This is a genomic window from Leptolyngbya sp. NK1-12 (assembly GCF_032598965.1).
In the GTDB taxonomy this organism is placed as follows: domain Bacteria; phylum Cyanobacteriota; class Cyanobacteriia; order Elainellales; family Elainellaceae; genus Elainella.
Genome location: NZ_CP053586.1, coordinates 3952977 through 3972322, shown reverse-complemented (window position 1 = coordinate 3972322; position 19346 = coordinate 3952977). Strand labels below are relative to the sequence as shown.

General features: G+C 51.3%; 19 protein-coding genes. 6 read left to right on the top strand and 13 right to left on the bottom strand.

From position 1 onward, the window contains the following. The first annotated feature begins 76 nt into the window (after positions 1-76). Together HJG54_RS16850 and HJG54_RS16845 are read left to right on the top strand one after the other, a co-directional pair. Positions 77-880 (top strand): hypothetical protein, encoded by an 804-nt coding sequence (locus HJG54_RS16850; RefSeq protein ID WP_316430129.1) that lies wholly within the window; start codon positions 77-79, stop codon positions 878-880. Continuing rightward, positions 861-1349, top strand: a complete 489-nt coding sequence (locus tag HJG54_RS16845) for a tetratricopeptide repeat protein (protein ID WP_316430127.1) — start codon at positions 861-863, stop codon at positions 1347-1349. Before HJG54_RS16850 ends, HJG54_RS16845 begins: the two co-directional genes overlap by 20 nt. Before the next feature lie 25 nt (positions 1350-1374). On the opposite strand, the gene HJG54_RS16840 is transcribed toward HJG54_RS16845, so the two are convergent. Beyond that, entirely contained in the window at positions 1375-1623 is a 249-nt protein-coding gene (locus HJG54_RS16840; protein WP_316430125.1) for a hypothetical protein, read from the bottom strand. Further along, positions 1620-1829 carry an addiction module toxin RelE gene (locus tag HJG54_RS16835; protein WP_316430123.1) on the bottom strand — a complete coding sequence of 70 codons (210 nt, stop codon included), beginning with the start codon at positions 1827-1829 and terminating at the stop codon, positions 1620-1622. The genes HJG54_RS16840 and HJG54_RS16835 overlap by 4 nt, the downstream gene beginning before the upstream one ends. Before the next feature lie 343 nt (positions 1830-2172). Between HJG54_RS16835 and codA the strand changes: the two genes are divergently transcribed. Continuing rightward, on the top strand, positions 2173-3432 hold the full coding sequence (codA, locus tag HJG54_RS16830) for a cytosine deaminase (protein ID WP_316430122.1): 1260 nt from the start codon (positions 2173-2175) through the stop codon (positions 3430-3432). Positions 3433-3455: 23 nt separating this feature from the next. Here codA and HJG54_RS16825 read toward each other — a convergent pair whose 3' ends face one another. The 3 genes from HJG54_RS16825 to HJG54_RS16815 form a co-directional block, all read right to left on the bottom strand. Then, on the bottom strand, positions 3456-3791 hold the full coding sequence (locus HJG54_RS16825) for a carbon dioxide-concentrating mechanism protein CcmK (protein ID WP_035996697.1): 336 nt from the start codon (positions 3789-3791) through the stop codon (positions 3456-3458). Between the two features lie 162 nt (positions 3792-3953). Then, the gene (locus tag HJG54_RS16820; protein ID WP_035996699.1) at positions 3954-4268 is read right to left on the bottom strand and encodes a carbon dioxide-concentrating mechanism protein CcmK; all 315 of its coding nucleotides are present in this window, start codon (positions 4266-4268) and stop codon (positions 3954-3956) included. Positions 4269-4319: 51 nt separating this feature from the next. Next, positions 4320-4997: a histidine phosphatase family protein gene (locus HJG54_RS16815; RefSeq protein WP_316430119.1), complete on the bottom strand. Its 678-nt coding sequence runs from the start codon at positions 4995-4997 to the stop codon at positions 4320-4322. A 151-nt stretch (positions 4998-5148) separates the two neighbouring features. Between HJG54_RS16815 and HJG54_RS16810 the strand changes: the two genes are divergently transcribed. After that, positions 5149-6636, top strand: coding sequence for a serine/threonine-protein kinase (locus tag HJG54_RS16810; RefSeq protein WP_316435642.1), 1488 nt, complete (start codon positions 5149-5151; stop codon positions 6634-6636). A gap of 179 nt (positions 6637-6815) precedes the next feature. On the opposite strand, the gene HJG54_RS16805 is transcribed toward HJG54_RS16810, so the two are convergent. The 6 genes from HJG54_RS16805 to HJG54_RS16780 all read right to left on the bottom strand — a co-directional run bounded on the left by HJG54_RS16805 (position 6816) and on the right by HJG54_RS16780 (position 13187). Continuing rightward, a complete protein-coding gene (locus HJG54_RS16805; protein ID WP_316430117.1) occupies positions 6816-7223 on the bottom strand; it encodes a YkvA family protein in 408 nt (135 codons plus the stop codon). 81 nt (positions 7224-7304) lie between these two features. Continuing rightward, a complete protein-coding gene (locus tag HJG54_RS16800; RefSeq protein WP_316430116.1) occupies positions 7305-8465 on the bottom strand; it encodes an ABC transporter substrate-binding protein in 1161 nt (386 codons plus the stop codon). Positions 8466-8667: 202 nt separating this feature from the next. Then, positions 8668-9231, bottom strand: a complete 564-nt coding sequence (locus HJG54_RS16795; RefSeq protein WP_316435628.1) for an IS630 family transposase — start codon at positions 9229-9231, stop codon at positions 8668-8670. Further along, a complete protein-coding gene (locus tag HJG54_RS16790) occupies positions 9213-9698 on the bottom strand; it encodes a helix-turn-helix domain-containing protein (RefSeq protein ID WP_316430114.1) in 486 nt (161 codons plus the stop codon). Before HJG54_RS16790 ends, HJG54_RS16795 begins: the two co-directional genes overlap by 19 nt. A gap of 1392 nt (positions 9699-11090) precedes the next feature. Beyond that, positions 11091-11645 (bottom strand): adenylyl-sulfate kinase, encoded by a 555-nt coding sequence (gene cysC, locus HJG54_RS16785; RefSeq protein ID WP_316430113.1) that lies wholly within the window; start codon positions 11643-11645, stop codon positions 11091-11093. 357 nt (positions 11646-12002) lie between these two features. Beyond that, positions 12003-13187, bottom strand: coding sequence for an aldo/keto reductase (locus HJG54_RS16780; protein ID WP_316430112.1), 1185 nt, complete (start codon positions 13185-13187; stop codon positions 12003-12005). 230 nt (positions 13188-13417) lie between these two features. On the opposite strand from HJG54_RS16780, the gene HJG54_RS16775 reads away from it, so the two are divergent. Next, positions 13418-14458 (top strand): DUF2325 domain-containing protein, encoded by a 1041-nt coding sequence (locus HJG54_RS16775; RefSeq protein ID WP_035996712.1) that lies wholly within the window; start codon positions 13418-13420, stop codon positions 14456-14458. 343 nt (positions 14459-14801) lie between these two features. Here HJG54_RS16775 and rpiA read toward each other — a convergent pair whose 3' ends face one another. Beyond that, the gene (gene rpiA / locus HJG54_RS16770; RefSeq protein WP_316430111.1) at positions 14802-15512 is read right to left on the bottom strand and encodes a ribose-5-phosphate isomerase RpiA; all 711 of its coding nucleotides are present in this window, start codon (positions 15510-15512) and stop codon (positions 14802-14804) included. 333 nt (positions 15513-15845) lie between these two features. On the opposite strand from rpiA, the gene HJG54_RS16765 reads away from it, so the two are divergent. Continuing rightward, entirely contained in the window at positions 15846-18095 is a 2250-nt protein-coding gene (locus tag HJG54_RS16765) for a tetratricopeptide repeat protein (protein WP_316430109.1), read from the top strand. A gap of 33 nt (positions 18096-18128) precedes the next feature. Here the strand turns inward: HJG54_RS16765 and HJG54_RS16760 are convergent, their stop codons facing one another. Beyond that, positions 18129-19121, bottom strand: a complete 993-nt coding sequence (locus HJG54_RS16760) for a ribose-phosphate pyrophosphokinase (RefSeq protein WP_035996720.1) — start codon at positions 19119-19121, stop codon at positions 18129-18131. Positions 19122-19346: the final 225 nt, after the last annotated feature.

The window sequence follows — 19346 nt, the reverse complement described above, 5'->3', positions numbered from 1 at the left end:
ACACAACGGCAGGCAGCACGCACCCGACTGAGTCGTCCGCACTCGGTTCTCAGCAGTTTCCAGGGAGAACGGACCCATGATACGAGTTGCACTACTACTGTTGATTGTGGCTGCACTAGTAATTTTTGCAGCGCAAAACCTGACGCCCATGCCGTTAGTGATTTTGGGCTTTAGAATTACCCTGCCGTTAGCCGCTTGGGTGCTGGGAGCTATGGCAGCCGGTGCCGTGACAAACCTGCTGTTATTCGGATTTTCCAGCCTCTCACGCGGCGCATCTCGACAAACTCAACCAAGGGCAACTCGCTCCCCCTGGAGTTCAGCTTCTTCCCGCGAGGCTGGTCCAACCTCCCGATCCAGAACTGCGGGCTTCAGTGGCGGCAGCCGGCCCAGTAGCGATGATTGGGAAGCAAATGCCAGAGATGAGTGGGATGAATGGGCACAGGAACCACCTCCACCCCGCTCCACGGCTAGTTCAGCTCCTAGAACCGAAATTCGCGATACAACCGATGAAGATTGGGCGAAGTGGGAAGGCTATGAGCAACGCCCACCCCGCGATGCTGTGCGCCAACCGCCGCGTCAGCCCGTTGATTCTCCCATTCCACCCCGTCGCACCGACTTTGAAGCTCCACAAGCTCCCAAAACCCAGCAGCAAACAGGTTCGGTCTATTCCTACAGCTACCGAGAACCGCAGGACACCCCTCCGCGTAAATCCAGCGAAACCCGCAAGAACGAAATCTACGATGCCGAATACCGGGTGATCATTCCGCCCTACAATCCGACCACGCCAGCCCCAGAGCCTCCACCCCCACCACCGCCTGCTGTTGAAGACGATGACGACTGGGGCCTAGACGATGACCTGAATGAAAAGCCCAAGCCGTAAAATTCAGCAAAACTTAGCCCAGCTTCAAGAAAACAAACTCGTGGAAACAAGCTTTTGGATTTGGTTGATTGTTCTGATTGCAGTTGCAGGAATTGGTTTAGGCTCAATGCTCTCGGCCTACTGGGGCAAGGATAGTGTGGCCGTTGTGTTTCCTGAACCAATTGCGGCTGACGCGATGCCCCTACCCACCCTCATCCCAGAGGCGGCCAGTGCCTTCCAACAAGGCTGCGAAGTCTATCGATCTGGACAGTATCGACGGGCGATTACCTGCTTTAACCAAGCCCTGCAACTCGATCCCCAGTTGGCTGAAGCTTACTACAATCGCGGACGCGCCAGCGCCAATCTGCGTCGGGTTACAGACGCCGTGGCCGATCTGGTCAAAGCTAGTGAGCTGTATCTAGAACAAGGTAATACCACTCCAATCGCCCAGCTTAAACAAGATTTGGAACGGCTGAAGTCGCAGAAGTAGGGGAAATTACACTCAAAGCCTGAGGTTAGGTTTCCGAAGGAAGAGGAATGTCCTCTAGGAAAACCCTGCCTTGTTCTTTTTGGCTTTTCCGAGATTGCTCAATAATCTCAATAAACTTTGGATTTACACTCAAGCTAAGAGTTTCCATATCGATGTCTTCAATCGGAAACAAGGTAGCAACAGGTTGCCCATTACGAGTTAGAACAAGAGGCTGTTCGCTCTTACCGTAATTCTCCAACAAGGAGGCAATTTCACTGATTTCTACTGTTTTCATAGTTCAACTATTTCCCCACCGATACGAACTTGGTTGCCTTCCTTAATTCCAATAGCGCGAATGTCTACCACAGACTCCTGCTCATCCACATCGTAGTACACTCGCAGGTTACCTATCCGCAATTCCCAAACAGCAAGTGGGTTTGGACGCATTTCTTTACGATTTCTAGTAGAGACAGTCGGCTCGTAGCTCAGTTGTTCAACCATAGCATCCCTAATAATTCTTTGTTCCCTTGGTGACAACGCTCGCAAGTGGGACAGGCTGTTTCTCGAAAGAGCAATACGGTATGGCAAAACTGTAGGCTCCGCAACCAGTTTTTGTGTCAACCAGATCAAATTTTTACATGCAAATGCAGCCCAATCGCTGTGCTGTAGGGGATGAGTGCAAGAATTTTGGTTTTGAGTTTCAGGACAACCGCTGCTGAACAGCAACGTTAAATTACAGATTCAGCTCGCTACAACCCATTGGAAGTGACTACAAATTACTAGACTAATATTGAAGTTTTGCTAGCATTTCTTCGCTAACCCCATTGATATCATCGTTCCTTATATGTCTGCCTCCTACCCACTGCTGCTGCGTAACGGTCGTCTCCTCCAGCTTGATGCTCCGATTGAAACTGTTGATATTGCGATTGATGGCGGAAAAATTGCCGCGATTGCTCCTCGGATCGAAGCAACGGCCCAGCTTGAGCTAGACCTGAACCAGAAACTCGTCAGTCCACCGTTTGTTGAGTCCCATGTACATCTCGATTCGGCCCTCACGGCTGGTCAGCCCCGCTGGAACCAGAGCGGCACCCTGTTTGAAGGCATCGAAATTTGGCGAGAGCGCAAGCAGGATCTGTCTCTCGATGACGTGAAGCAGCGGGCGATTGAGACCTTAAAACAACAGGCGATGCAGGGAGTGCTCTATGTCCGCAGCCATGCCGATGTGAGTGAAGCGAATCTGGTGGCGCTGCAAGCTTTGCTGGAAGTGCGCGAGGAAGTGAAAGACTGGATGACGCTGCAAGTTGTGGCTTTTCCGCAAGATGGGATTTACGGCGGACCGCAGAACGAAGCGCTGATCGAAAAAGCCTTGAAGCTGGGAGCTGATGTGGTAGGCGGCATTCCCCACTACGAGCTGACGCGGGAAGATGGGGTTAGGTCAGTGGAGCGAATTTTTCAGTTGGCCCAACAGTACGACCGCCTGATCGACATCCACTGCGACGAAATCGATGACGATAACTCTCGCTTCCTAGAAGTGGTAGCCGCCTGTGCGATTCGCTCCGAGATGGGATCACGAGTCACAGCCAGCCACACCACCGCCTTTGGTTCCTACAACAATGCCTATGCCTACAAGCTGCTGGGATTTTTGCGCCGCACGCAAATTAACTTTGTCGTCAATCCTCTGATCAACATCACGCTTCAGGGCCGCACCGATACCTATCCCAAACGGCGAGGATTAACCCGCGTCAAGGAGCTGTGGCAGCAGGGCATGAATGTCAGCCTCGGCCATGACTGTGTGCAGGATTGCTGGTACTCGCTGGGCACGGGCAATATGCTGGATGTGGCATTTATGCTTGTGCATGTGGCGCAAATGACCGGCATGACCGAAATCGACGCCTGCTATAACATGGCCACCTGGCATGGAGCAACCACGCTAAATCTCCAGGACCAATACGGCATCGAAGTCGGCAAACCCGCCAATCTAATCGTGCTGGATGCTAACGATCGCTATGATGCGATTCGACGACGGGCGATGGTGCGCTACGTCATTTCACAAGGGCAACTGCTCGCGTCTACGGAGCTACCCGTGATGGAATGGAGACGGTAATTCTCACGGGATTCAGTCTAGCTTCAGCCCAACAGTCGCGGCGTTTCGACCGAATCGCGGAAGCGCTGCACCGACTCGGTAAAGGCAATCGGCAATACCACTTCTACGTTCTCATGCGGGCGGGGAATGATTACCCAAGATTCCAGCGTGCCGCCATAGCAGCTCTCAGCCGCCTCTACCCCAGCCGCCATTGCCGTTTTGACCTCGGACACATCGCCGCGGATAATCACACAGAAGCGAGCGCTTCCACAGCGCAGATAGCCCACCAGCGTGATGCGACCCGCCTTCACCATGGCATCTGCTGCGGCCAATATTCCTGGAAATCCTTTTGTTTCAAGTGCGCCAACTGCGACGGGCATCGCTTCTTCCTCGCTAAGGGGTGAGATGAACGTGATCTATTCTACTGGAGTGTATAGCCCCAGTTCTATTGAATCGATTGGTTATGTTCAATTAGAAATTGAAAAGCAAAGATTAGTAAAATAAATCAATCTTGGTTTACGTTGCGCTCAAAAATTACTTCATCACATCCAGCGGAACTGCTCGACCTGATCGGTGTAGTGAATCGGCAGCACCGACTCCACGTTTTCGGGCGGGTTTGGAACGATGTAATAGGTGACCAGTTTGCCGTTGGGAGGCGCTTTGTCTGCCGCTTCAATCCCCGCCTCCATCGCTGGCCTGACTTCCGAAATCGGTCCCCGAATCGCAACGACCTGTTCACCGCTTTCGGCAATGTCGTAATAGACAATCGTGACGCGGCCTGCCTTGACCATGGCATCTGCGGCGGCCAGCACCGCCGGAAAGCTCAATGTTTCAATTACACCCACAGCCTGTGGCATGGTTTCGTCCTTTTACCTTACAGATACTTATTACCTTACAGATACTTAGCGTTATGGAGATGATGGATTGGTTCTTCCCTCAGAATACTCTGAGAGGTGAGCGGTATGAATGCCGCTGAACCAAATTTCTGAGTCATGCAGGTGCAGCTTTAGGATCGCCCCATTTGGCACCGAGAAGGAACCAATGAATCCGTAGAATTGCCGCATCCGTTTAGCGCTAACTTCGGTAGAACGAGTCAGGATGGCCCACAGCACCGCCCGCATGAACCGTCCATGACTAAACACCACCACGAATTTGGGTTCTGCTGCCTCTAATTGCCGCAGCTTGGCCTGCACATCCTGAACCCGCTGCATTAAATCCGCAAAGGACTCGGCTCCTTCTCCGTCTACATACAAGGGATTGCCTTGCTGCCAATAGGCATCACTAATCGGGCGGCGCTCGTCTACCGTGGTGTTTTGGTAGCGCTTGGGTGCGAGGTAGGTAAATTCCTGCACCTGCCATTCCAGATGGTCAGCGTCCGGGAAGCGTTCGCGGGTAGGCTGGGCGGTTTGCTGCGTCCGGCGGTAGGGCGAGGTGACAATCAAATTAGGAGCTTGAGCAAACGCTAACGCTACCTGCTGTGCCTGATGATGGCCGCGCTCAGTCAGGGGCGTCGTGGCTGGATTCGTGGTGGGCAAGCCAGCATTGGCCTCGCTTTCGCCATGACGAATAAACCAAACATTGATCATGCTTCAAAACACTCCAGGATCAGCAGGTTCAGGCAAAGCAGTTGTCTGGATGGGAATAGCAGCATCGGAACTAGCGGGGGAATAGAGACGCAACGGTAGAATAGATGATGACACTCCGGCCATTCCGGTTAGGAGGAAATAAACAGATTTGGTGGAATTTCGCTGGCAAACCATGCATGACCCCGACGCGAGGGTTCTACTGGGTGGACGCTATCAGATTAGCAGCTATTTAGGCGGTGGAGGGTTCGGTCAGACCTATCTGGCCAAAGATACCCATCTACCTGGTGATCCTGAATGCGTTGTGAAGCACCTGAAGCCGAGGCTAGTTGACCCATTAAGTTTAGACACTGCCAAGCGATTGTTTGAAACCGAGGCGCAGGTTTTGTATCGCCTCAACGACTATGCCCAAATTCCCCGCCTGCTGGCCCATTTTGAAGAAGGGCAAGAATTTTATTTAGTCCAGGAGTATATCGACGGCGATAATCTCAGTACCGAGCTGATGCCGGGTCAGCGGTTGCCAGAAAGTCGGGTGATTCCGCTGCTGCAAGACATTTTAGAAGTGCTGGTGTTCATCCATCAGCATCACGTGATTCACCGCGATTTAAAGCCCTCTAATCTGATCCGGCGTCACCGCGACCAAAAGATCGTGCTGATCGATTTTGGAGCCGTGAAGCAGCTCAGCACGCAGATAATTCAGGTGCAGGGCCACACCACCCGCACGATTGCGATTGGCTCTCCGGGCTATATGCCGAGTGAACAGATGGCGGGCCGACCCAAGTTTTGCAGCGATTTGTATGCCGTCGGCATGATTGGGATTCAAGCCTTGACGGGTGCCCATCCGCGCGAGTTGCCCGAAGATCCCCGCACCTGCGAGCTGCTCTGGCATGACCGAGCCGCCGTAAGTCCCGAACTAACCGCCATTCTCGACAAGCTGGTGCGCTACGATTTCCGCGAACGGTATCAGTCGGCGCTAGAAGTGCTGATCGATTTGCAGCCCTTTGTTCCAGAACGGCCTTTGCCTCTGTTGGCTGATCCTCATCTGCTAGCCAGCATTCATACTGCCGCTGATGCCAAGCTTCAGGTGGCCAGTACCACCACTAGTAGTGGCGCTACCCTCTATTCCGAACGCCGCCTCGACTATAGCCGCCTGCAAGAGCTGTTGCTGGATCAAGCTTGGCAAGCTGCCGACCGGGAAACCCATCGACTTTTGCTAGCGCTGTCTGGACGAGAAAGGGGGCAACTTCAGTTAGAGGAAATCCGCTGTCTGCCTTGTTTGGATCTACACGCAATCGATTACCTCTGGGTGAATCACAGCAACGGCTTGTTTGGATTCAGCATCCAGAAAGAAATTTGGCTGAATGTGGGCGGCAGCACGGATGGCAACTATGAAACCTGGGACCGCCTTTCGCAAAGTCGTTCTAAATGGCGGGTCAATACGCCCTGGCAACGGTTTAGCAGTCGGGTGGGCTGGCGGGTGAAGGAGCGCTGGATTGACTACGAAGACTACACCTTTGCTCTAGATGCACCTAAGGGACATCTCCCGTCTTGGCAGAGCAACATCACGATTTCTACCTTGTTTTCCCGCATGGAAGTATGCCGGCCCTATGTCCCGCCAATTGACATTACCCGACAGCCTTAAGGCAGATTCAGCTCAGACGAATTTATATCAAATTCAATTCATGCCTTTGGTTGGATCGCTGATATTGTCTAGGCGTTTCGCGAAACGCCTCTACTTGATCGGGATTTTGTTTGGCGGAAATCTAAATTCATGCCTTTGGTTTGGATCGCGATATTGGACAGGCGTTTTGCGAAACGCCTCTACTCGATTGGGATTTCGCGCATTGTGTCGCCAGATTGTGGGTGCTCTGACGATACGGTCTCATCGCCAAACCATGCTTGGACTTGTTGCCGAGCGGTAGCCTTCACCTCTGGCGTAATCGACATCGCAACTGTGACTAGGGCGCTGGCAATCGTCCCCAAATCATCAGTGTAGCCGACAAAGGGCATAAAATCCGGCAGAGCATCAGTCGGTAACACAAAGTAGGCCAGCGAGGAATAGATTACCATTTTGGCCCAGAGCGGTGTTTCTGGACGTTGGGCTGCATAGTAAAGCGTCAGGGCTTTTTCCACAACATTGCGCCCTGCCAATATCGCGAACTGATTCAGCTTGCGCCAAAAGTCTGGTTCGGAATAACCCGTCTCAGACGGCTCGGTCGGATTTACCATTTCCGTTGCGTCCTCAAAGCTACAAATTCATTGGTGCATGTTTTCACTCTAGCGTGTGGCCATCAAGACTCAGTTTCGCGCTTAGGCGCTCTTCACCTCAGTCCAATATTTTTCGTATAGGTTGATGGCATCACCCACTGGCTGAATCCCTTCGCCTGCTTTGACCACCTCGGCTGAAGGATAGAGGGATGGATTGCTTTTCACCTCAGCAGGCAATAGTTCAAAGGCGGTTTTATTTGAACTACCTAACTTGAGCTGGGTTGCAGCATAGGCGGCATTTTCGGGTTCCAAAACAAAATTGATCCAGGTGTAGGCGGCTTCGACATTGGGAGCTTTCGCTGGAATCGCCATTGTGTCAGTCCAAATCGAGGTGCCGCTTTGAGGAATCACATATTTAAGGTGAGGATTCTCGATCGGCAACAGGCTGCCTAGGTTTGAATAGGCCATGCAAATGGCTAAATCGCCGCTGATTAGCTGATCCTCCCAGCCAATGGTTTTAAAGCTAGCAAGATGAGGCTTGAGTTCTAGCAGCTTTTGGTAGGCGGCTTCTATCTGAGCTGGCTCGGTGGCGTTGTAGGAATAGCCGAGCGACTTTAGCACGGCTCCCATTGTCTCCCGCACATCATCCAGCAAGGTAATTTTGCCAGAGAGGGCGTCTCGGTTTTGCCAAAGAAAGTCCCAATCGGTTGGCTCGGTAGAGACCACCTTGGTGTTGTAGAGCAGACCTGTTGTTCCCCAGTTAAACGCAATACTGTGGGCTGAATTCGGATCATACGTCGGACTCTTCCAGCGGTCCATAATATTGTCGAATCCTTTGAGCTTAGATTGATCCAGCGGCAGCAGGAGCTGACTGTCAATCATCTGCCGCACCATATAATCAGAGGGAAAAATCAAGCTATATTGATCGCCCCCTCCGGCTTGCAGCTTGTTCAGCATCATCTCATTGGAATCGTAAACATCGGCTATGACCTGAATGCCTGTCTTGTCCTGAAACCGTTGATAGAGTTCGTTGCTGGAGTAGTCGGCCCAGGTGTAGATGTAGAGCGTTTTAGAGTCGGTTTGGGCAACCGGAGACGAAGCAGTCGATGGCTGGTTGAGAGTATTGCGAGCACAGTTGGAGAGGGCTACCGTTGAGAGGGCAGCAGCTGAGAACTGGAGAAAGCGGCGGCGAGTCGGATGCCGTCTGCTCTGGTGGATGAAAGGGAAAGAAGAGTTGGAGTTGCGTGAGTTCTGATGAGTCATAAGTCAATCTAGAAAAACTATTGATGCAGCTCTGCCGATCTGGATAGAGCTTTTAGAACCTATCTGAAAACTTGTCAGGGTTTTTGAACTTCAAAACCCCGCGGAGTTTCCAGATAGGTAGCAGTACAAATCTATGGAAACTATTGTGACCACTTTGCCTATCTCGCTACCATTTGCAAGTTTTGTGGGGGCTACAGCCATCCTAGATAGGAGATGAACAGTAGCCGTACATAAACGCCTTGGCGAAAGCAAAGGTTTGACAATGCGTGACCAATTGAAACAGAAACTTGACCGACCCAAATCTTCTACACATTCGTGCATACTTGCGAATAAACTGCTTCGCTTGTAACCAAACATCCTCAACTGGATTCTGCTCAGGTGCATTAGGGGCTAAGCGAATACAGGTAATCTTCCACGCCTCAGTCGGTAAGCCTCCATTGGTCTGCTCCAGAAATTCCTGCACCACCTTTGAGCGGTGGTAGCTCACCCCATCCCAGACAATCACCAGGCGCGTGTTCTCAACATACAAAGACTGGAGATACTGTAGGAAGGCAACCGTATTCTCTTCGTTGCCTGCGCTGTACTCTTTGACAACAAACTGCTTGGTGAGATAATCCAATGCCCCATAGTAGGTCTGTCGTTGCTTGGTAGACTTGACTTCCACATCCACCCGTTGCTTGCGGCGGCTCCACCCATAGCCACTGATATCGCCCCACAACAGGTGGCATTCGTCGAGAAATAAAACTCTTAATTGTCCATCGGCGATCTCAGATTGATGCGTTGCCAGTAGCGCTTCAAGTTCTCTTTTTTTTCCTGAACCAGAGTTTCATCCTTGTCAGGGTGAACCGGTTGTGCCTTCTTCCAACTGAAGCCAGCGTCTCTGAGCAGGGCATAGTAGCTCTGGAGTGATTGGTAGACCACCCCATACTCATCCTCAATGTGGTCAATTACCTCCTGGAGTGTCCAAGCATCCTGCCCGTCGAGCCACCGAAACAACGCTTGCTTCTGCTCACAATCGAGATAGCCTTGGGTGCCCCAATAGTTGGAGCGCAGTCCCTCCACACCTGAGCATTCGTAGCGTTGATGGCTAGCTGTGATGAAGCCAACCGACACTTGCAGAATGTCACGGATCTCCCGATAGCTGTGACCGCCTTGACTCATCTGCACAGCGAGTGCACGCTTGAGTTCCAACGGAGGTGGGTTACTTTGAATGAACTGTTCGAGCGTTTCCATCGGCTGAGGGGGTAAAGTTTGGGGCACGTCCTCAGCCTACCATTTGTTCACATCCTATTTAGGATGCCTATAGTAACAAATTAGGCTGTAAATAGACAGTGAATAGACAGTGAGTTGATAGGTGACGAGTAATAGCCAGCAGTTGGCTAGATTACGACAATTAGCTGAATCACTAGCTGCAGCTACAAACTACACCTGAGATCTGCCTGTTTGGCTTGGCTGAAGCAGCCCAGCTTGCTTTTCGTGCTTTACTAAGCCGTCCTCAATTTTGCCTTAAATTTATGCTGGCGTGTTGAACCTTAGTAAATTCAACAATATAGATGCTTTTGACGCCCTGCCCAAGCTTCCGCTTTTTAAGCCAGCGAATCAGCAATTTTACCGATCCCACAACTTTCCTTAATGTTTTCGCAAAGTTACCACCTTTACCGCTGAGTTCCCCTAACCCCAGCTATAGAATCAGGGACGAGGCAAGTTGTTCTATATCCCTGTTGAAATCTAGTTCACCTTAGAGTGAGTTCACGTGAGTTCCGTAATCTGTCACTGTTTGGTTAGGCTGTCATTGCTATTGTCGTTGAGTGCTGTCTTGAGTACTGTTGCGGTTTTGCCCAGGTAGCACCAAGAGCAAACTCCATGACGAGTTATGACCTATTTACGACCGTACTGTCATCGAGCTCGGTAATTTTGAGCAAGTTTGTCTTTATCCCAAATTTGTCTCTGTTGTTAAGAACTCGGTACATTCGCTGAGGTTGATCAGAATAGCTCTTAACCTTAACTGTGAAGAGAGTCTGGTTTTGTTGGCGGTATGCTAATTTAGGCTAATTGCTTAACAAACTAAGCGAGCTTCACAACCTTTCAGAACCCGATTTAACATCCTATTAATTGATGTTGCGAGGAAATCTGAGAAACACATGATAGTCAATTCAAAATTGAACTGTCATCAAGATAGGGAGCCTACCATTAAAGTCAATACACTGACAACAGATTACAGCCCTTTAGTAGATTGATATCGGAGAGGGCTGTCTTTCCCTTCCATAATACGTTTCAGAGTCTTGGACTTTTAGAGTTTTTGGCCGTAAGAATCTACTGAGCCAAGGGAAATATCATTGCTCAATTAGAAAAACTCTTGAAGATAAAGTTTGCTTGGCCAAGCAGTAAGCGTGAGCTAATTGCCGTAGGGCATATTGCAAACCATAGATATCTATGGTCACAACTTTGTTTTGGTCAAAATCAATAATCTTATTTATTCTGCATCACCTAATACCTTCTTTGCAGGGTTGTCGATGTCTACACTGCAAAGTATCAAAAACTCACAGCTTCGTTCTCCACGAATCGAAAAAACTCCCACTCGATTGGAGGGGAGCCAAGCAGTTTTGTCAATTTCGCAATTTTGTTCTATACGTTTTGCAGTGTAGGAGAGGCCACCAAATAGCCGAGCTGCTCTAGGCAGGCCAGCACCTTCGCTGTGCTCTCTTCAATTGTTTCCTGCTGAGTTTGGCAGTTTACTTCTGGATTGAGGGGAGATTCATAGGGGTCGTCGATGCCGGTAAACTGCTTGATCTGACCAGCTCTAGCTCGCTTGTAGAGACCCTTGACATCCCGTTCTTCACAGACTTCTAGCGGAGTGCTGACATAGACTTCCACAAAGTCGCCAATCTTTTGCCGCACTTCTTCGCGCACGGCCCGGTAGGGAGAAATAGCAGATACCAGCACAATCACACCATTGCGGGTAAGTAAATGGGCCACAAACCCGATGCGGCGGATGTTTTCGTCCCGGTCTTCCTTACTAAATCCCAAGCCCTTGGTGAGGTTTTCCCGCACAATATCGCCATCGAGCACCTCAAGCTGATAGCCGCCAGAGCGTAGCTTTTCCTCTACTGCCTGACAAATCGTCGTTTTTCCTGCCCCGCTCAAGCCCGTGAACCAAACTGTTACGCCCCGCTGCCTCATGCTAAACCTAACCTCCAAACTTACGTCATCACGTCCAACTGTTACCACGTCTAACCTAATTCTGGCCCATCTGCCTAGAGCGCCAGGTGCCATGCGCCTAATTTCCTAAATCTAACAGCTCGAATCGGTTAAAACAGAACTAGGCAAGACGCAATTTTACACTATGGCTGTCACACAAGGCAAAACTGAGCCGAACTGAGGCGAACTGAACCAGTAAAGATGAGCTACGCAGGTAATGCTGTGAGCAGATGCTGTAAACATGGCGATGAACATCAGACGTAATGAGTCGCGATTTATTCGCTCCTCGGTTCTACTGATCTTTCTGTCACATCTGATTGCAATTTTGCTCTGCTAGTCTCAGTCTGATTGGGACAATCGCTTCACGGCTTCACCCCCTAGCAGTTGGTCAGCTTCTCGCAAACACTGGGGAATTTTGTCAGCGTGGGGGCTGTTGGCAAGACACTGGCGCAGATCGAACTGCTGGACTTGAGTCGCTTTGTTGCCCGGGAACCAGTGGTCTGCATGGCCTAACAGGTTATAGCGCATCTTACCGTAGTCAATCAGATCATAGGCGAGGGCCAGATTTCGTAACCACAGAATCACGGGAATGTTGATCTGGCCGGGTGTGTCCTCTGGCTGTGGCAAACCCAGATGCCAGGTTTCAAGCCATTCTTGACCCAGGCGGTCAATCGCAGCTTGCTCTAAACGCTGGATGATGGGCGGCAGGATCTGATTGGCTTGATCGAGCAGCTCCAGGGTCTTCAGGTGCTCATCGAAATCCTGCGGTCGAGCGGCTCCTATGCTCAGGGTATGCACTTCGGAGTGGCTGAGGCAAAACAAATCGTTAAACACCATTGGGCTGAGGGGTGCACAGAGGTCAATCAAGCGCTGCGAAGGTTGGTAGAGCAATCCACCTTTGTTGGAGGGGCTGATAATGAAAACACCCATATCGTGGCGAGTCGCGGCTTGAATGGCTGGCCAGTTGAATTGGTTAATGAAGTACCAGTGCAAATTGACGTAATCAAACCGGCCCGTTTCGATCGCTTGCACAATCACCTGAGTGGGCGCATGGGTGGAAAATCCGACATGGCGCACTTTACCCTGGGCTTGCAGTTGGCGGGCCACATCCAAGCAGCCCCCCGGACACAGGCTATATTCCAACAGCTCAGGGGTGTTGATTCCATGCAAACCGAGTAAGTCTACGTACTCTAACTTCAGGTTTCGCAGCGATTGTTCGACGGTGCGGCGAAATTCGTTTGGATCGGCAGTGGGAGCAACTTTGGTCTGGACGATCAGCTTTTCTCGCGGCAATTGGGGCAAAATTTGGCCGAGCTGAAGCTCGGAGGTGCCGTAGCCTCTAGCCGTTTCGATATGGGTGATACCCAGCTCCAGCGCTCGCCGAATTGTGGCTTCGAGATTGGCCTGATTATCGGCTGGAATTTGCTGCAAGGGGACATCTTGCCATTTGTATTGGTAGCGCATGCCGCCACAGGAAAACACGGGCATGGATAGCTCTGTGCGTCCAAATCTGCGATATTGCATAACTTGAGGAGATGAAGGGTGACAATTCCGATGGCGTCAGCTCCAATGGGCGTCGGCCTGAACTAGTTGAAACTAGCCTAAGTTGGCTCAGGCAGCACGCAACTCTGATAAAACTGGCAATAATAAAGGTAGCTAATCTTTCTCGAAATCACAATTGGGATCGAATTGTCGTCAAGCCGCGTTTTAGAATAGGTCAGCTCGCTTACTGAACCTTGCTTTTGTGAACCTGTATGGATATCTCAGAACTCGATGAGTTGGAAAATTCAATTCAAGATTTGTTATCACTAGCCAAAATCGAGTTAGAAGAGAAGCGGCTGCAACAACAGCGAGAAGCCCAAATCCAGGAGGAAATTAGCAAGATTAAACAGCGCCTCGAACCGTTGCTCGAACAGGTTGAGGTCATGCTTCAGCAGTTGACCGCCGATGATTTCGCTGAGAGCGTAACCCGCCGCAAGCTAGAGGAAAAAGCCGAAGACCTGCGGCAGCGGTTAGCCAATGCCCCAGTGTTGGCGGCCCAAGTAATTGATCGGCAGATGATCCTCAACGAAGAACGGCTGCTCGATGAGCGACTCGCCGAACAAACCAACCGCTGGCGACAGGCTCTCAAAGATGATTTGCTGGAAATGATCGCCGAACAAACCGATTTTTTCAGCGCTACCGACGCCGCCATTGCCGTTCGGGGCTATGTGCACGACCTGAAGGCGATTGGAGCACTCGAAGCAGTTGTCGATACCCTAATTACGCAGATCAATACCTACAGCGAAGAAGGCCCTGTAGCACGGTTACGCGGCAGCCATGAGCAGACCCTGAGCTTTATCTACAACAAAGCCTTAGAAAACCGGGCGCGAGTCGATCGGGCACCAGATGTGCAGCCCCGCGTCCGTCACCGCAGTTCCGAAAAACGCCCCAATCCCTACGGCCAGTTGGAAGGCAAAGTCGTAATTTTTGGCGGTCATGACCGGCTGGAAACCGCCATTCGCAATCGCCTGCGAGATGCCAACGTCAACCTGGTTTGGTGTACGGCTCAAGCGGGGCCGCAAATCGCCGAACAGGCCGAGACCCACATTGCCAATGCCGATCTGATTTTGATTCTCACTGGCTATACCAGCCACAAACTTACCGACAAGGCGATTCATGCCGCTCAGCGAGCCGGTAAACCAACTGAAATGATCAACACAACCGGCGTAGTCCGAGTCCTAGAAGCGATTGAGTACGGCCTCAAAACCAAACAGCTTGCGCGCCGCCTCAATCATTTTTCTAAACCAGCCTGAGGAAAGTTTTGAGTTTTAAGTTTTAAGTTTTGAGTTATGCCATTTCCCTTTAATTGAGCTACAGATCACCAAGCTCAACAGGTGACATTGTGTAGGTCCCGTAACTTAAAACTACGTGCTATGCCTACGGCAGGCTATCGCCAAACGCACAGGCTACGCCAACAAAACTACGTGCTATGCACAGGCTGCGCCAACAAAACTAAGAACTGGTATTGCATAACTTCCAACTGCTGCAAGAGCGAGGTTGGGCAGACTGCTCAGCTTTGTGGAAGGAGCGCTAGTTTGATATTTGTATTAAGCGCTCAACCTGATTATGTAAAACTCAAAACTCAAAGCTCAAAACTCAAAACTCCCTTACGCTCGGCTGTCCATCTTTTACTTCGCCCACCAGAATAATATCGGCCACGTTGACGAACAAGCCGTTATCCAGGACGCCGGGAATGTTGTTGAGGGTTTTCTCCATCTCGGCGGGATTGTCGATGGCGTCGAACTTGACATCAATAATCATGTTGCCTTGGTCGGTGATGACGGGACCATCTTTTTTGACCGCCATCCGCAGTTCCGGCGTGCCGCCCAGCTTCTCGACCGCTTTGGTCACAGGTGAAATGGCGACTGGCAATACTTCTAGGGGCAGGGGAAAGGTAGACCCGAGCCGCTCTACCAGCTTGGAGCTATCCACAACCACAATAAACAAATCGGCTAAAGAATCAACGATTTTTTCTCTGGTGTGAGCCGCACCGCCACCTTTGATCAGGTTTTTGTTGGGATCCACTTCATCGGCTCCGTCAATGGCGATGTCGATTTTGTCAATTTCATCCAGAGTTGTGAGGGGAATGCCATACTGCTTAGCCAACACCGAAGCCTGGAAAGAGGTAGGAATGCCTTTAATGTCTTTCAGCTCCCCGGATTGGAGCCGCTCTCCCAGAAATTGAATCGCAAAGGCCGTGGTTGAACCCGTTCCCAAGCCCACAATTGAGCCAGACTGCACTCGGTTCGCGGCAGCTCTGCCAACTTCTTGTTTCATCAACTTGACGGGATCGAGTCCTGCGGTCATGACAAATTTTCCTCCAATAAGTCTGCGAATTAAGTCTGCGAATTAAGTCTGCGGATACGACTAACGGTTTCTAGCCCTAACTAGCATGACTTAAAAGGACTCCCAGCTCAATCTAGGTGAGTAAATTTGCCGCAGAAATTTTGTTGACTGGTAGCTAGGCCAATGCCCCGGCTCCAGAAATCTTCACCCAGAGTCCACAGGTATTCCCCTGAATTGGATTGGTTCGGCTTGTAGGAATGAAGTAGGGGAAGGGCTATTCTACCCTGGCTGGCTTGGCTAGCCTGTCTAGATTTTTGTCTGATATCGATTATTGGATCAGGAATGAGCTTGAGCATGGAACTCGATCAAGATAGCAGTGCCGCTAATTTGGAACTTTTGATTCGGGAGGTTGAAACGGTTAGTCCCAACCTGATTAGTCCGAGCGGGATGCTGTCGCTGCAAGACACGCAACCCAAGGAACTAACCGGAGCCGTATCCCAACAGCTTAACTTTACCTATTGGCGCAATCAGGGTGACGCACTGCTGGAAGCCGGAGAATGGCAAAAGGCCATTGCCAGCTACACTCAGGCCATCAAGTTCGACCCCAACGACCGCGCCGTTTTACAGGCTTACTGTTTTGCCCTCGATCGGCTGGGACGCCACGAGGACGTGATCAAAGGCTACGAACGTATCCTGAAAAAACGCCCCAAAGATGCCCTCACTTGGTACAACCGAGGCGTAGCCCTGCGACGACTGCAACGCCAGCAAGAAGCCCTCAAAAGCTACAATCAGGCATTGCGCATCAAGTCCAATTTTCCGCAAGCTTGGTATAACCGCGGCTGTGTTTTGGCAGAATTAGGCCGCCACGAAGAAGCCTTAACCAGCTACGACCGTGCTCTAGAGCTGAACCCCGACAAGCTAGAAGTGTGGTACGACCGCGGCTATTCGCTGGCTGAACTGGGCCGCCATGAAGACGCTGTGGCATCCTATGATCGCGCTTTAGCCGGAAATTCAGCCAATGCACCAGCCTGGAATAATCGAGGTGTATCCCTGAAACAGCTCCAACGTTATGATGAGGCGCTGGCCAGCTTTGATCGGGCACTCGAACAGACCCCGCAACTCAGTCAGGCTTGGTATAATCGGGCTTGTGTATTGGCTGCCCTGGACCAGCATCAGGAGGCGATTACCGCCTTTGACCAAGCGATTCAAATCGATCCGGGCAAGGCAGACGCCTGGTTCGACCGAGGTAAGTCTCTCAGCCGTTTAGAACGTTACGAAACTGCTGTTGTCAGCTTCGATCGGGCGATTCAGCTTGATCCCAACAATGCTCAGGTCTGGCTGGAGCGCGGTGCGGTTTCGATCCAGCTTGAACGCTGGGAAGATGCGGTTGCCAGCTATGCCCAAGCGTTCCAGTTGCAACCTGAGGCTATCGAGATCAGTAAAGCTGTGTTGACAGGGTATGACCGGGTAATTCAGGCCCAACCTGAGACGGTTTCAGCCTGGTACTGTCGCGGTTTTGCCTATCTACGGTTAAACCAACTGCCAGCGGCGGCAGCGGATTTTGCGCGAGTGGTCTCTCTCCAGCCCAATCATGGCGAAGCCTGGTTCAATCGCGGTTTGATCCTGGAACAACTCCAGCAGTGGCAGGCCGCTCTCCTGTGTTTTCAAAAGGTGGGCTTGATCGATCCCGATCGGATTGAGGCGTTGATGCATCAAGGCGTGGCGTTACTCAACCTGAATCAGTACGCTGCTGCGCTAGAAATTTTGGATCAGGTCGTGACCCAGTCACCTCAGCATCCCCAAGCTTGGATCTATCGTAGCCAAGCTCTGCTGCAGCTCAACCAGCCCGACGCAGCCATCGAAAGCCTGGATCGCGCCCTCACGCTTGAGTCTAAGCAGGCGGAGGTGTGGTGGCAGCGAGGGAATGCCTTGCGCTATGCCAAACGGTTAGCAGAAGCTATTCACAGCTACGACATTGCCCTGCAGCTCGATCCGAAGCAGGCGACGGTTTGGACAACCCGTGGTATCGCGCTATTCCAACAGGCCAATTACACCGAGGCGATCCACAGCTTCGATCAAGCCCTGGTCCTGCAAGCCAACCTCTATCCAGCCCTGTTACTACGAGCGGTTGCCTTACTGCGGACTCAAGCCTATGCCGCCGCTGTGGAAAGCTTTGACCAAGCCGCTGCCCTCCGACCTAATAACGCCGCGATCTGGAGCGACCGAGGTACGGCATTACTGCAATTGAAGCGGTATCAGCAGGCAGTAGCCAGCTACCAGCAGGCACTAAAGCTGGAGCCGCGGCAGCCACAGGTCTGGTACAACCAAGGCATTGCGCTAGAGCAGATAGGCCGGCATGAAGCTGCACTCAAGAGCTATGACCAAGCCCTCAAATTTAAGCCGAATCTATATCAAGCTTGGCGCAATCGGGGCCGAACCTTGGCTCATCTGAAGCAATTCCGCTCCGCCATTATTAGCTTTAACCGGGCGCTCAAACTCAAACCAAATGATTATGCCACCTGGCAAGAACGCAGCAGGGTCTTGATGCAGTTAGGGCAACTGGAAGCCTCGATTGGTAGCCTGACCCAGGCGCTGATGAACTAATGGCCAGCTGCAGCCGACCAATCGAAGCATCTCTTAGCGAAACATGCTGCTGACCGAGCTATCTTCGTGAATTCGCCAGATGGTTTCACCTAGCAAATTGGCGACCGAAAGCATGGTGAGCTGCCGGAACTGTTTCTCTTCCGGGAGGGGAATTGTGTTGGTCACAATCACTTCCTCAAATAACCCTGCCGAAAGCCGTTCTACTGCCGGGGGCGAAAACACGGCATGAGTAGCGCAGGCATAGACCTGACGTGCGCCTTCTTTACGCAGCAGCCGAGCGCCTTCGCAAATCGTGCCAGCCGTATCAATCATGTCATCGACGAGCACTGCCGTTTTGCCAGCTACATCGCCAATTACGTTCATCACTTCAGCCACATTGTGTGCCTGCCGTCGTTTATCAATGATGGCAAGCGGTGCATCGTTTAGCTTTTTGGCAAAGGCTCTGGCACGAGCTACACCACCCACATCCGGAGAAACCACGACGATATCGCTCAAGTTTTTGCTGAGTAAGTAATCCAGCAGCACCGGTGAGCCGTAGACATGGTCAAACGGAATGTCAAAATAGCCCTGAATCTGAGCGGAGTGTAAATCCATCGCCAGAACCCGATCAGCTCCAGCTTCGGTAATTAGATTGGCAACCAGTTTGGCCGTAATCGATTCGCGGCCTGCGGTTTTACGGTCAGCTCTAGCGTAGCCATAGTAGGGAATGACCGCCGTAATCTGACGGGCTGAGGCGCGACGGCAAGCGTCGATCATGATCAGCAGCTCCATCAGATGGTCGTTGACCGGAAAGCAGGTAGGCTGCATCAGGTAAACATCACAACCTCGGATGGACTCTTGGATTTGAATATAAATCTCGCCATCCGCGAATCGTTTCCGGACCATCGGCCCCAAATCCATGCCCAAATACCGAGCCACCTCTTGGGCAAGGGGAATATTGGCGGAACCCGAAAATAACCGAAGGCGGCTATTGTCTTCAACAGGAGGAAGGGAAAAGGAAAAAGGAAGAGTTGCAGAGCGGGTCACGGCAAGTCCTCGACGCGACTGTCATCGAAATCTTACATCATGGAACAGAAAACAACGGATCGTGCTTTCTCAGAAATAAATAAGCCTAATTAAAATAGGGTGCTGTCCCAGTGATGGACAGTTCGCTAAAAAAACTCGCTATTAAAACGGTATAAATTCTAGCATTAGCTAAATGAATCGTGGGCCAACGTAGCGATTGTCTTCAAAAAAGCCAGCAAAAAGCTC